General features: G+C 70.3%; 9 protein-coding genes. All 9 read right to left on the reverse strand.

From position 1 onward, the window contains the following. Nucleotides 1-5: 5 nt before the first annotated feature. Nucleotides 6-1286, reverse strand: coding sequence for an MFS transporter (locus tag ACY34I_RS08360; RefSeq protein WP_462753994.1), 1281 nt, complete (start codon nt 1284-1286; stop codon nt 6-8). Continuing rightward, nucleotides 1261-1875: an ArsR/SmtB family transcription factor gene (locus tag ACY34I_RS08365; protein WP_462753996.1), complete on the reverse strand. Its 615-nt coding sequence runs from the start codon at nt 1873-1875 to the stop codon at nt 1261-1263. The genes ACY34I_RS08360 and ACY34I_RS08365 overlap by 26 nt, the downstream gene beginning before the upstream one ends. A 115-nt stretch (nt 1876-1990) precedes the next feature. Beyond that, complete coding sequence (locus ACY34I_RS08370) at nt 1991-5878, reverse strand: DNA-directed RNA polymerase subunit beta' (protein ID WP_148793459.1); 3888 nt, start codon at nt 5876-5878, stop codon at nt 1991-1993. Between the two features lie 81 nt (nt 5879-5959). Beyond that, a complete protein-coding gene (gene rpoB, locus ACY34I_RS08375) occupies nt 5960-9391 on the reverse strand; it encodes a DNA-directed RNA polymerase subunit beta (RefSeq protein ID WP_148793458.1) in 3432 nt (1143 codons plus the stop codon). Between the two features lie 571 nt (nt 9392-9962). Next, nucleotides 9963-10349 (reverse strand): 50S ribosomal protein L7/L12, encoded by a 387-nt coding sequence (rplL, locus tag ACY34I_RS08380; protein WP_148793456.1) that lies wholly within the window; start codon nt 10347-10349, stop codon nt 9963-9965. A gap of 54 nt (nt 10350-10403) precedes the next feature. Beyond that, nucleotides 10404-10949 (reverse strand): 50S ribosomal protein L10, encoded by a 546-nt coding sequence (gene rplJ / locus ACY34I_RS08385; RefSeq protein WP_089005205.1) that lies wholly within the window; start codon nt 10947-10949, stop codon nt 10404-10406. A 401-nt stretch (nt 10950-11350) separates the two neighbouring features. Next, a complete protein-coding gene (locus ACY34I_RS08390) occupies nt 11351-12040 on the reverse strand; it encodes a hypothetical protein (protein ID WP_462754000.1) in 690 nt (229 codons plus the stop codon). Next, on the reverse strand, nt 12037-13110 hold the full coding sequence (locus tag ACY34I_RS08395) for an ABC transporter ATP-binding protein (protein WP_462754002.1): 1074 nt from the start codon (nt 13108-13110) through the stop codon (nt 12037-12039). The genes ACY34I_RS08390 and ACY34I_RS08395 overlap by 4 nt, the downstream gene beginning before the upstream one ends. 75 nt (nt 13111-13185) lie before the next feature. Beyond that, on the reverse strand, nt 13186-13902 hold the full coding sequence (gene rplA, locus ACY34I_RS08400; protein WP_148793452.1) for a 50S ribosomal protein L1: 717 nt from the start codon (nt 13900-13902) through the stop codon (nt 13186-13188). Nucleotides 13903-13932: the final 30 nt, after the last annotated feature.

Genomic DNA, 13932 nt, shown 5'->3' on the forward strand with positions numbered 1-13932 from the left:
GTCCATCATGCCCCGGCACGGGCCGGCCGGCGCTCGGTAGCTCCGGCTGCTTGGGCCGGCTCGGAAACCGGTGCGGCAGCCGGTGGCGGAGCCAGCCGGTCGGCTCGGAGCAGTAGCAGTGCGGCGAGGACCACGACGGCCGCCTGAGTGAACAGCAGCGCGCGGTAGTCGAGCACCCCGATGAGGTAAGCCCCGAGCCCGATCGAGGCGGTCTGCGGCACGGTGGTGGTCGCCTCGAAGCCGGCGTACACCCGGCCCTGGAGCCGGTCGGGCGTGCTGCGCTGGAGGAGGGTCAGCAGCGCGATGGCCATGACGGTCAGGCCGACGCCGGAGCCGACCCGACCGGCCAGGACCACGCCGAGCAGCGGGGCGGTGGCCAGCGCCGCCCCGGCGGCCCAGGCCAGGAATGCCGCCGCGGCGACGCGTACCTCGCCGAACCGCCGGACGGCCGCCGCGCTGCCCAGCCCGCCGAGGACCGCGCCGAGCCCCTGGGCGGCCTGGAGCACGCCCAGGAACGCCGGGGGTCGGTGCAGGCCACGGCCGACGACGGCGTACGCGGTGGATTCGGCGAAGCCGAGGACCAGGGCGAGTACGGTGCACGCCAGTGCCACCCGGCGGAGCAGCGGATGACCCGCGAGATGCCGGAATCCGGCGACCGCCTCCCCGGCCCAGTGCCGCAGCACGCCGCCTGTGCGTTCGGGACGTTCCGGGGCGGGGTCGGGGGCTCGCAGGCTGAGCAGCAGCGCCGCCGCACCGAGAAAGGTCGCCATGTCCAGCACTGCCACCGCCGCGCCGCCCAGCAACGCGTACAGGCCGGCTCCGGCGAGCGGGGCGAGCAGGCGCAAGCTCTCGCGCACCGTACGCAGGAACGCGTTGGCGGTGCCGAGGAGGTCACCGGGGAGCAGGGTGGCGAGCAGGGCGGACTGGGCCGGTTCGATGACCAGGTTCAGGCACCCGTACAGGAACATCACCACGTAGATCAGGCCGACCTCGCCGGGACCGCGGACGACCAGCAGCGGGAGCAGGATGACCGCGCCGGCCAGGTTCGCCGCGACCAGCAGTCGGCGGCGCGGCAGCCGGTCGGCGAGCACCCCGGCCAACGGGGCCAGCAAGGCCGGGATGGTGAAGAAGAGAAAGGTCAGGCCGGCCGCGCCGTCGCTGCCGGTCAACTCCTTGGCCCAGATGCCGCAGGCCAGCCACATCGAGCTGTCGCCGATCAGGGAGAGAGTCTGCCCGGTGAGGTAGCGGCGGGCGCGCCGGTCAGCGAGCAGGCGTCGAGCCGACATCCGGAACCTCCGGGGCCTGGACGGGATAGCCGAAGAGAAGCAGCTCGACCGGTAGCGCCCCGGCCGGCCGGGCGGCGGAATCGGTGCGCCGCTGGTCGAACCGCGCGGTGAACCTGGCCACCAGCTCCTGGTACGCGGCGACGAACTCGGCCAGCTCCGCCGCCGTGAGGTGAAAGAGGTGCTGCTGCCCGGTGGCCGCCTGGTACCAGTCGCGGGGGTAGGTGGGCGCGTCGTCGAGGAAGCGGCGCAGCCGCTGCACGTACCGGTCGAGCAGCACCCGGTCGAGGGCCTGCGAGGCGCGGGTCCAGTCGGGGTCCTCCGGCCGGGTCGGGGCGGACCAGCCCCGCCGGGTGAGCCGCCAGGGCCGGGCCCGGCCCCGGCCGCCGCCCGCCTCCTCCACGAAGCCGTAGCGGGCGAGCTGGCGAAGGTGGAACGAACAGGTGGTCGCGGTCTCCCCGATCAGCTCGCCGGCCTGCGTGGCGGTCAGCGGCCCGCCGCCGAGAGCCTCCATCAGGGCCAGCCGTACGGGATGACTGAGCGCCCGAAGCTCGCGGGCGTCGGTGAGGGTGCGCGGCTCGTCGTTCTGCATGGCTTCGAGAATAGTCTCTCGAGAGTTTTCTCTCGAGAGACTATTCTCCACATGGCGCACCCAGGAACGCGACGAGGCCCCCGGCGGGTGCCGGGGGCCTCGTCGTTGCTGGTGCTTAGCGGTACGACCCGAAGTCGAAGTCGTCCAGCGGCACCGCCTGGCCGCTGGCCGGCCCGAAGCCGTAGTCGGTCTCCGGGTAGCCGGTCATCGAGTAGACCTTGGCCTTCGCCTCCTCGGTCGGCTCGACCCGAACGTTGCGGTACTTGCTGATGCCCGTACCGGCCGGGATGAGCTTACCGATGATCACGTTCTCCTTGAGGCCGATCAGCGAGTCGCTGCGGGCGTGGATCGCCGCGTCCGTCAGCACCCGGGTGGTCTCCTGGAAGGAGGCCGCCGACAGCCAGGAGTCCGTGGCCAGCGAGGCCTTGGTGATACCCATCAGCACCGGGCGGCCCGCCGCGGGCTCGCCGCCCTCGGAGACGAGCCGGCGGTTCTCCGACTCGAAGAGCGCCCGGTCGACCAGCACGCCCGGCAGGAACTCGGTCGAGCCGGAGTCGATGACCGTCACCCGCTTGAGCATCTGGCGGATGATGATCTCGATGTGCTTGTCGTGGATGAGCACACCCTGCGAGCGGTAGACCTCCTGGACCTCCTGGGTCAGGTGGACCTGGACCGCGCGCGGGCCGAGGATACGCAGCAGCTCGTGCGGGTCGATGGTGCCCTCGGTGAGCTTCTCGCCGACCTCGACGTGGTCCCCGTCGTGGGCCCGCAGCCGGACCCGCTTGGAGATCTTGTCGTAGACGATCTCGTCGCTGCCGTCGTCCGGCACCACGATGATCTTCCGCGACCGCTCGCCGTCCTCGATCCGGATCCGGCCCGGGGTGTCGGCGATGGGCGCCTTACCCTTCGGGACCCGGGCCTCGAAGATCTCCTGGACCCGGGGCAGACCCTGGGTGATGTCCTCACCGGCGACACCACCGGTGTGGAAGGTACGCATCGTCAGCTGCGTACCCGGCTCACCGATCGACTGGGCGGCGATGATGCCGACCGCCTCGCCGACGTCCACGGTCTTGCCGGTCGGCAGCGAGCGGCCGTAGCACGCACCGCAGACGCCCAGCTTCGACTCGCAGGTGAGCACGCTGCGCACCCGGACGGTCTCCACCCCGGCCGCGACGATCCTGTCGACCAGGATCGAGTTGATGTCCTGACCCCGCTCGGCCACCACGGTGCCGTCCGGCCCCTTGATGTCGTCGGCCAGGGTACGGGCGTGCACGCTGGTCTCGGCGTGCTCGTGCACGACCAGCTTGCCGTCGATCCGCTCGCCGATCTGCATCGGGATGGCGCGGTCGGTGCCGCAGTCCTCCTCGCGGATGATGACGTCCTGCGAGACGTCCACCAGACGACGGGTCAGGTAACCCGAGTCGGCGGTACGCAGGGCGGTGTCCGCGAGACCCTTCCGGGCACCGTGCGTGGAGATGAAGTACTCCAGCACGGACAGACCCTCCCGGTACGAGGCCTTGATGGGCCGCGGGATGATCTCACCCTTCGGGTTGGCCACCAGACCACGGATCGCCGCGATCTGCCGGAGCTGGAGCAGGTTACCGCGGGCACCCGAGTTGATCATCTTCCACAGCGGGTTCTCCTGCGGCAGCGCGGTGTCCATCTCCTTGGCGACCTCGTTGGTCGCCTTGGTCCAGATCTCGATGAGCTCGCCGCGGCGCTCCTCGGCGGTCATCAGACCGCGCTGGTACTGCTTGTCGATCCGGTCGGCTTCCTTCTCGTACCGCTCCAGGATCTCCCGCTTGCGCGGCGGAGCGATGACGTCCTCCATGCCGATGGTGACGCCGGACCAGGTGGCCCAGTGGAAACCGGCCTCCTTGAGCCCGTCGAGGGTGGCCGCCAGGGCCACCTTCGGGAAGCGCTCCGCGAGGTCGTTGACGATCGCGGAGAGCTGGCCCTTGCGGATCTCGTAGTTCACGAAGCGGTAGCCCGGCGGCAGCGTCTCGTTGAACAGGACCCGGCCCAGGGTGGTCTCCACCGTCACCGGCTCGCCCTCGACCCAGCCCTCGGGCGCGACCCACGGCTCGGCGCCGGCGCCGTTGTCGACCCCGACAATGTCCCGCAGCCGGATCTTGACCGGGGCCTGCAGGTGCAGCTCGCCGTTGTCGTACGCCATCCGCGCCTCGGCGTCCGAGCTGAACGCCCGGCCCTCGCCCGCACCACCGGGGGTGAGGTGGGTGAGGTGGTAGAGGCCGATGACCATGTCCTGGGTGGGCATGGTGACCGGCTTGCCGTCGGCCGGCTTGAGGATGTTGTTCGACGACAGCATCAGGATCCGCGCCTCGGCCTGGGCCTCGGCGGACAGCGGCACGTGCACCGCCATCTGGTCACCGTCGAAGTCGGCGTTGAACGCGGTGCAGACCAGCGGGTGGATCTGGATGGCCTTGCCCTCGACCAGCTGCGGCTCGAAGGCCTGGATGCCCAGCCGGTGCAGGGTCGGCGCCCGGTTCAGCAGAACCGGGTGCTCGCCGATGACCTCCTCCAGCACGTCCCAGACGACCGGCCGCTGCCGCTCCACCATCCGCTTGGCGGACTTGATGTTCTGGGCGTGGTTGAGGTCGACCAGCCGCTTCATCACGAACGGCTTGAACAGCTCCAGCGCCATCTGCTTGGGCAGGCCGCACTGGTGCAGCTTGAGCTTCGGGCCGACCACGATGACCGAACGGCCCGAGTAGTCGACGCGCTTGCCCAGCAGGTTCTGGCGGAACCGGCCCTGCTTGCCCTTGAGCATGTCGGACAGCGACTTCAGCGGGCGGTTGCCCGGGCCGGTGACCGGCCGGCCGCGGCGGCCGTTGTCGAACAGCGCGTCGACGGCCTCCTGCAGCATCCGCTTCTCGTTGTTGACGATGATCTCGGGCGCGCCGAGGTCGATCAGCCGCTTGAGGCGGTTGTTCCGGTTGATCACCCGGCGGTACAGGTCGTTCAGGTCGGAGGTCGCGAAGCGGCCACCGTCCAGCTGCACCATCGGCCGCAGGTCCGGCGGGATGACCGGGACGCAGTCCAGCACCATGCCGAGCGGCGAGTTGCGGGTGTTCTGGAACGCCGCGACGACCTTCAGCCGCTTGAGCGCCCGGATCTTCCGCTGGCCCTTGCCGGTACGGATGGTCTCGCGCAGGCTCTCGGCCTCGGCGTCGAGGTCCATGTTCTGGACCAGCGCCTTGATGGCCTCGGCGCCCATGCTGCCGGTGAAGTACTCGCCGAAGCGGTCGCGCAGCTCGCGGTAGAGCAGCTCGTCGGTGACCAGCTGCTTGGGCTCGAGCTTGCGGAAGGTGTCGAGGACCTCGTCGAGGCGGTCGATCTCGCGCTGGGCCCGGTCGCGGATCTGGCGCATCTCGCGCTCTCCGCCCTCCTTGACCTTGCGCCGGACGTCCGCCTTCGCGCCCTCGGCCTCCAGCTCGGCCAGGTCGGCCTCGAGCTTGGCGGCCCGCTTCTCGATCTCCGAGTCGCGGCTGTTCTCGGCCTGCCGCTTCTCGGCCAGGATCTCGTTCTCGATCGTCGAGAGGTCGCGGTGACGCGCCTCGGCGTCCACGCTCGTCACGACGTACGAGGCGAAGTAGATGATCTTCTCGAGGTCCTTCGGGGCGAGGTCCAGCAGGTAGCCCAGCCGGCTCGGCACGCCCTTGAAGTACCAGATGTGGGTCACCGGAGCGGCCAGCTCGATGTGACCCATCCGCTCCCGGCGAACCTTGGAGCGGGTCACCTCGACGCCGCAGCGCTCGCAGATGATGCCCTTGAAGCGGACCCGCTTGTACTTACCGCAGTAGCACTCCCAGTCCCGCTGCGGACCGAAGATCTTCTCGCAGAAGAGCCCGTCCTTCTCCGGCTTCAGGGTGCGGTAGTTGATGGTCTCGGGCTTCTTGACCTCGCCGTGGGACCACTGACGGATGTCGTCGGCGGTGGCGAGGCCGATGCGCAGCTCGTCGAAGAAGTTGACGTCGAGCACTATGTCCCCTATGTCGTCGTCTGTACTGCTTAGCTATTGGGTGGGGTCGGGAGCCGGCGAGACGGCCCCCGACCGCTCACCTCAGACCTCTTCGACCGAGCTCGGCTCGCGCCGGGACAGGTCGATGCCCAGCTCCTCCGCGGCCCGGAACACCTCGTCGTCGGTCTCGCGCATCTCCAGGGCCACACCGTCGCTGGACAGCACCTCGACGTTGAGGCACAGCGACTGCAGCTCCTTGAGCAGCACCTTGAACGACTCCGGGATGCCCGGCTCGGGGATGTTCTCGCCCTTGACGATCGCCTCGTAGACCTTCACCCGGCCGAGGACGTCGTCGGACTTGATCGTCAGCAGCTCCTGCAGGGCGTAGGCGGCGCCGTACGCCTGCATCGCCCAGCACTCCATCTCACCGAAGCGCTGGCCACCGAACTGCGCCTTACCACCCAGCGGCTGCTGCGTGATCATCGAGTACGGGCCGGTCGACCGGGCGTGGATCTTGTCGTCGACCAGGTGGTTGAGCTTCAGGATGTAGATGTAGCCGACCGCGATCGGGTCCGGCAGCGGCTCGCCGGAGCGACCGTCGAACAGCCGCGCCTTACCCGTACGGCCGATCAGCTGGTCGCCGTCCCGGTTGGGCAGGGTCGACTCGAGCAGGCCGGCGATCTCCTCCTCGCGGGCACCGTCGAAGACCGGGGTGGCCACGTTGGTGTCCGGCTCGGACTCGTGCGCGTTGATCGAGCGGAGCTGGCGCTTCCACTCCTCGTCGTCGCCCTGGACGCTCCAACCGGTCTTGGCCACCCACCCGAGGTGGGTCTCCAGGACCTGGCCGATGTTCATCCGGGACGGCACGCCGAGCGGGTTCAGCACGATGTCGACCGGGGTGCCGTCCTCCAGGAACGGCATGTCCTCGATCGGCAGGATCTTGGAGATGACGCCCTTGTTGCCGTGGCGGCCCGCGAGCTTGTCACCGTCCTGGATCTTGCGCTTCTGGGCCACGTAGACCCGGACCAGCTCGTTGACGCCCGGGGGCAGCTCGTCGCCGTCCTCACGGGAGAAGGTACGCACGCCGATGACCGTGCCGGTCTCACCGTGCGGCACCTTCAGCGAGGTGTCCCGGACCTCCCGCGCCTTCTCGCCGAAGATCGCGCGGAGCAGCCGCTCCTCCGGGGTCAGCTCGGTCTCACCCTTCGGGGTGACCTTGCCGACCAGGATGTCGCCGGGGACGACCTCGGCGCCGATCCGGATGATGCCGCGCTCGTCGAGGTCGGCGAGCATCTCCTCGCTGACGTTCGGGATGTCGCGGGTGATCTCCTCCGGGCCGAGCTTGGTGTCCCGGGCGTCGACCTCGTGCTCCTCGATGTGGATCGAGGTGAGCACGTCCTGCTGCACGAGGCGCTGCGACAGGATGATCGCGTCCTCGTAGTTGTGGCCCTCCCAGGTCATGAACGCCACGAGCAGGTTGCGCCCGAGCGCCATCTCGCCCTCGTCGGTGCACGGACCGTCAGCGATGACCTGACCGGCCTCGACGCGGTCGCCCTCGAAGACGACCGGCTTCTGGTTGACGCAGGAGCCGGCGTTGGAGCGGCGGAACTTGTGCAGCAGGTACGTCCGGCGGTGGCCGTCGTCCTGGTGGACGGTGATGTAGTCGGCGCAGAGGTCCTCGATCACACCGCCGACCTCGGCGACGACGACGTCACCGGCGTCGACGGCCGCGCGGTACTCCATGCCCGTACCGACCAGCGGGGACTCGGCCTTGACCAGCGGCACCGCCTGGCGCTGCATGTTCGCACCCATGAGCGCGCGGTTGGCGTCGTCGTGCTCGAGGAACGGGATCATCGCGGTCGCCACGGAGGTCATCTGCCGCGGCGACACGTCCATGTAGTCCACGGCCTCCGGCGGCACGTCCTCGGTCTCGCCGCCCTTACGGCGGACCAGGACGCGGTCCTCGGCGAACGACCCGTCGGACTTCAGCGGGGCGTTGGCCTGCGCCTTGACGAACCGGTCCTCCTCGTCCGCGGTCAGGTAGTCGATCTGGTCGGTGACCCGACCGTTGACGACCTTCCGGTACGGCGTCTCGATGAAGCCGAACGGGTTGACCCGGGCGAAGGTGGACAGGGCGCCGATCAGACCGATGTTCGGGCCTTCCGGCGTCTCGATCGGGCACATCCGGCCGTAGTGGGACGGGTGCACGTCGCGGACCTCGAAGCCGGCCCGCTCCCGGGACAGACCACCCGGGCCGAGCGCGCTCAGCCGGCGCCGGTGGGTCAGGCCCGCCAGCGGGTTGGTCTGGTCCATGAACTGGGACAGCTGCGACGTACCGAAGAACTCCTTGATCGCCGCCACCACCGGGCGGATGTTGATCAGGGTCTGCGGCGTGATCGCCTCGACGTCCTGGGTGGTCATCCGCTCGCGGACGACCCGCTCCATCCGGGACAGGCCGACCCGAACCTGGTTCTGGATCAGCTCGCCCACGGTACGCAGGCGCCGGTTGCCGAAGTGGTCGATGTCGTCGGCCTCGTAGCCCTCCTCACCGGCGTGCAGCCGGCAGAGGTACTCGACGGTGGCGACGATGTCGTCCTCGGTCAGCGTACCCGTGGTGATCGGGACGTCGATCTCGAGCTTCTTGTTGAACTTGTATCGCCCGACCTTGGCCAGGTCGTACCGCTTCGGGTTGAAGAAGAGGTTGTCCAGCAGGGTCTGGGCGTTCTCACGGGTGGGCGGCTCGCCCGGACGGAGCTTCCGGTAGATGTCGAGTAGCGCCTCGTCCTGGCCGGCGATGTGGTCCTTCTCGAGCGTGGTCATCATCAGCTCGGACCAGCCGAACTTCTCGCGGATCTGCTCCGCGGACCACCCGATGGCCTTGAGCAGGACGGTGACGGCCTGCCGGCGCTTGCGGTCGATGCGGACGCCGACCGTGTCGCGCTTGTCGATGTCGAACTCCAGCCAGGCACCCCGGCTCGGGATGACCTTGACGCTGGAGAGGTCGCGGTCGGAGGTCTTGTCCGGCTGCTTGTCGAAGTAGACGCCCGGCGAGCGGACGAGCTGGCTGACCACGACGCGCTCGGTGCCGTTGATGATGAAGGTGCCCTTCGGCGTCATCATCGGGAAGTCACCCATGAACACCGTCTGGCTCTTGATCTCGCCGGTGGTGTTGTTGGTGAACTCCGCGGTCACGAACAGCGGGGCGCAGTAGGTCAGGTCCTTCTCCTTGCACTCCTCGATCGAGGCCTTGACCTCGTCGAAGCGCGGAGCCGAGAAGGAGAGCGACATGGTGCCGGAGAAGTCCTCAATGGGACTGATCTCGTCGAGGATCTCCGCGAGACCCGAGCGTGCGTGCGGGTCGTCCGCCGACCGGCCCTGCCAAGCCTCGTTGCCGACGAGCCAGTCGAAGGACTCGTTCTGAATGGCGAGGAGGTTGGGGACCTCGAGGTGTTCGGTGATCCTGCCGAAAGAAACTCGGCGGGGCGCAAAAGCGCTCGACGTACGACTGGTCTTCGCAGGGCGGGAAGCTGCCAAGATGCGTCCTTCCGAGGACCGGTGCTGCAGAACGGCTGGTACGCGTGCACTCCAATGACCCCACCAGAAATATCCGCAATCGGACATTTCCGAGCAGGGGTCAAGTCGGAAGGCAGCGCAAACTAGCAGTGTAGCCGAGAGGCTAACCGCTGTCCAGCCCACCCCGCAGGTCGTCGCGGAACTTGCCTCGGGACCCTCGAAATCAGGTCTACCGGGCCGCTCGGAACGCGACGCTCCTGCCGGGCCGCTCGGGTGTCACGGCGATCGTGCTGCCGCTGCCATACCCAAGAGGTGGCCGTTGCAAGCGCGGAAGGTCTTGCTGGTGTCAGCGTGCCTGGCAGCCGGGTGCCGCGTCAAGGGCCGGTTACCGCTCGGGGTGTCTTTCCCACCGACGGGCTACCGACAGGCGCCGCTGTGAGGCCGGTGCGAGGAACCTGAACGCCCTGCTCACGTCGCTGCCACCGGGCACGGCCAACCACAGCGGGCGGCGATCCGTTCCCGGATCACCGCCCGCCGCGACGCGGTGTGCCCCGGCTCACGTGAGCCGGACGCGCGTCAGGTCAACGCAAGGTCACTTGAGGGTGACCTTGGCGCCCTCGCCCTCGAGCTTGGCCTTGGCCTTCTCGGCGGTCTCCTTGTTGACCTTCTCCAGAACCGGCTTCGGCGCGGCCTCGACCAGGTCCTTGGCCTCCTTCAGGCCCAGGCCGGTCAGCTCACGCACGACCTTGATGACCTGGATCTTCTTGCCACCGTCGGCGTCGAGGATGACGTCGAACTCGTCCTTCTCCTCCTCGGCCGGGGCGGCCGGGCCACCGGCAGCCGGGCCCGCGGCGACGGCGACCGGAGCGGCGGCGGTGACCTCGAAGGTCTCCTCGAACTGCTTCACGAACTCGGAGAGCTCGATCAGCGTCATCTCCTTGAACGCGTCGAGCAGCTCTTCGGTGCTGAGCTTCGCCATGTCTGGCGTCCTTTCCTAATGGTTTGACTAAGAACGTGGGTGCGCCGCGGGGCCTCAGGCCGCCTCGGCGCCCTCCTTCTCGCGCTTGTCCGCCAGGGCGGCCGCCGCACGGGCGGCCTTGGAGAGCGGAGCCTGGAACAGGGCCGCGGCCTTGCTCAGGTTGCCCTTCATGGCGCCGGCCAGCTTGGCCAGCAGCACCTCGCGGGACTCCAGGTCGGCGAGCTTCGTGACCTCGGCCGCGGAAATGGCCTTGCCCTCGAAGACACCGCCCTTGATGACGAGCTTCGGGTTGGCCTTCGCGAAGTCGCGAAGCCCCTTCGCCGCCTCGACGACGTCGCCCGAAACGAAAGTCAGCGCGGTAGGACCGGTGAACAGCTCGTCGAGGCCGGAGATGCCCGCCTCGGTCGCGGCACGCTTGGCCAGCGTGTTCTTCGCGACCGTGTAGCTGGTCTCCTTGCCGAGCGAGCGCCGCAGCTGGGTGAGCTGGGAAACCGTGAGCCCGCGGTACTCGGTCAGCACGGTCGCCCCCGCGTTGCGGAAGCTCTCGGTCAGCTCGGCGACGGCCGTGGCCTTGTCGGCCCGGATCGGCTTGTCCGCCATGTCCCTCCTCTCTCGTTGCTCGGAGCTGGTACGCCGGCGACGAGCGGACGCTCACGACGGCGGCGGAGGCATCACGACAACGAGAAAAGCCCCGGCGCAGGGCGCACGGGGCGAGGGCCGGCACAACGGGCGCGGTCGGCGGACCACACACAGCACCGATTTTCGCTTGCCGCCCTGCGCGGGTCGCCCGTCATCGCGGGACCTTCGACCGTGCCAGGGCACGGTGACCAGCGGTCTCTGGGTGGAACTACGGCACAAGGTTACGCGACCTGTCCCGTACCGCCAAATCACCCCCGGAGTGCCTCCCGTCACCCCGGCCCGGTTCGGTGATCAACTCTGGGTGCCGCACCTCGCGCCATCGGCAGGGCGGGAGCCGCCGGTGTGCGGCACCCCCGGGTCGCTCAGGCGCGGGTGCGGCGGACCCAGGCGTAGCCGCTCAGGGCCACCACCGCCCAGAACAGCGCCCAGGCGCTCAGCAGCAGTGCCGTCGAGGCGGTCAGCGCGCCGGTCAGCGCCCGGGCGGTGGGCATCACCGGCGGCACCAGCCACGGCGCCACCGAGCTGCTCAGCCCCAGGACCAGGGTGCCGACCACGCCGACCGCGAGCACCGCCACGCCGTACCCGGCGCTGCGGGTGACCGCCCGGCTCGCCAGGGCGCCGAGCGCCACGGCCGCCGGCAGGGCGAGCAGATGGGCCCAGAGGCCGAGGGCCACCCCGGCGGCCACCGGCAGATCCCCCGGCCCCGTCTCGACGGTCACCCCGCCGACCAGCCAGGGAAGGACCAGCGCGACGGCCACCGTGCCGAACCCGGCCACGGCCGCCGCGAGCAGGCCAGCCGCCCGCTCCCGGGCCGGGCCGACCACCACCCGGGCCAGCCGGCGCTGCACGTCCGGCTCGACGTCCAGCAGGAGCTTGGTCTGCCAGGCCAGCACCGGGAACAGCACCACCGCCGAGACGCCGTACGCCTCCGCCGGGCGGGCCCGGCCGCCGCCGTAGAGGATGCCGAGGGCCAGCAGGCCGGCCAGCACCGGCGCCAGCGCCCGCCCGGTACGCAGGAAACCGGCCAGCCGCAGCCGGACCAGCCCGGTCACCGGGCCACCTCCGGGGCCGGGTCGGCCGGTGCATCGCCATCGAGGGCGACGGGGGCTGTGCCGGCCGGTGCATCGCCGTCGAGGGCGACGGGAGCCGGCTCGACCGGGCTGCGGACGCCGGCCATCGGGTCGCCATCCGAGACTGTGCCGGCATCGACGGCCGGCCCGGGTTCGGGACGCCCGACGGAAGACAGGGTGGCGCCGGCCGGCGTCCCAGGCTCGGGGGGCGCGGCGGACGGCGCGACGGAGTCCGGGGCCGGCCCGGGGTCGGGGCGAGCGGCGGAAGGCGGGACCAGGTCGGCGGACAGCCCGTCGGGGCGCGTGGCGGAAGGCGGGGCGGTGTGGTCGCGTACCCGCAGAACGTGGTGGCCGTCGGCGCGCAACCGGGCGACGGCGGCCGCGACCCGCGCGGCCGGCACCGCCAGCTCGACCACCGCCACGGCCGCGCCCTCGGACGGCGCCTGCTCGGTGACCGTGCCGTCGGCGACCGTCCACTGCCGCGCGCCGGGCAGCCGGACCGTCTCGCCGCGATGGTCACTGACCAGCACCGCGCCACCGTCGGCCAGCACCTCGCCGATCACCTCCGGCACCAGTTCGCGGGCGGCGGCGTCCAGCCCCTCCCAGGGCTCGTCGAGGACGAGCAGACCGGGCGGGCGCAGCATCGCCTGGGCCAGGCCCACCTTCTGGGCGGTGCCCTTCGACAGCTCGGGCAGCCGGACCCCGTGGAACCGGGCCAGGCCGAGCCGGTCGACCCAGTGCCGCACCGCCCGGTCGGCCGCCGGCGCGGCGAGGCCGGCGACCCGGCCCATCGCGGTGAGGTACGCGCCGACGGTGAACGGCTGGTCGGCGGGGAACCGCTCGGGCACCCAGGCGACGGCCGCCGGGCGGTCGACCACCAGGCCCCGGCTCGGCCGGAGCACGCCCGCCGCGAGCTGGAGCAGGGTGGACTTGCCGGCGCCGTTGCGCCCGAGCACCACCGCCACGTCGCCCGGGTCGATCCGCACCTCCGCGCCGCGCAGCACCCACGGACCGCGCCGGTGGTAGCGCAACCAGACGTCCTCCAGCTGCATGGGGCGAGCCTGCCACACCGGACAGACGAACGGGGCCCCGCCACGTGGTGGCGGGGCCCCGTCAGGGCTGTCTGCTCAGGCCTCGGCCGCAGCCTCGGTCAGGTTCTTCACCGCGTTCGGGTCGACCGGGACGCCCGGACCCATGGTGGTGGTGAGGGTGACCTTCTTCAGGTACTTGCCCTTGGCCGCGGACGGCTTCGACCGCAGCACCTCGTCCAGCACCGCCGCGTAGTTGTCGATCAGCTGAGCCTCGGTGAACGAGGCCTTGCCGATGATCAGGTGGAGGTTGGAGTGCTTGTCCACCCGGAAGGTGATCTTACCGCCCTTGATGTCCGAGACGGCCTTGGCGACGTCCATGGTCACCGTGCCGGTCTTCGGGTTCGGCATCAGGCCGCGCGGGCCCAGGATCCGCGCGATCCGGCCGATCTTGGCCATCTGGTCCGGGGTGGCGATCGCCGCGTCGAAGTCCAGCCAACCGCCCTGGATACGGGCGACCAGCTCGTCGGTGCCCACCTCGTCCGCACCCGCCGCGGCGGCCTCCTCGGCCTTCGCGCCGGCGGCGAAGACGATCACGCGGGCGGTCTTACCGGTGCCGTGGGGCAGGTTGACCGTGCCGCGGACCATCTGGTCCGCCTTGCGGGGGTCGACGCCGAGGCGCATCGCGACCTCGACCGTGGCGTCGAACTTGACGGAGGTGGTCTCCTTGGCCAGCTTGACGGCCTCGGCGGGAGAGTAGAGCTTCGACCGGTCGATGACCTCGGCGGCCTTGCGGTAGCTCTTGCTGCGCTGCATTTCTCGTTACTCCTGTGGTCTATGGCGGGC

The sequence above is a fragment of the Micromonospora sp. RTBAU3-60 genome, from assembly GCF_054963695.1.

Bases quoted from the DNA above. Each gene is read 5' to 3' on its own strand.
- ACY34I_RS08360 (WP_462753994.1), bottom strand. From the start codon at position 1,286: ATGTCGGCTCGACGCCTGCTCGCTGACCGGCGCGCCCGCCGCTACCTC.
- ACY34I_RS08365 (WP_462753996.1), bottom strand. From the start codon at position 1,875: ATGCAGAACGACGAGCCGCGCACCCTCACCGACGCCCGCGAGCTTCGG.
- rplL (WP_148793456.1), bottom strand. From the start codon at position 10,349: ATGGCGAAGCTCAGCACCGAAGAGCTGCTCGACGCGTTCAAGGAGATG.
- rplJ (WP_089005205.1), bottom strand. From the start codon at position 10,949: ATGGCGGACAAGCCGATCCGGGCCGACAAGGCCACGGCCGTCGCCGAG.
- ACY34I_RS08395 (WP_462754002.1), bottom strand. From the start codon at position 13,110: ATGCAGCTGGAGGACGTCTGGTTGCGCTACCACCGGCGCGGTCCGTGG.
- rplA (WP_148793452.1), bottom strand. From the start codon at position 13,902: ATGCAGCGCAGCAAGAGCTACCGCAAGGCCGCCGAGGTCATCGACCGG.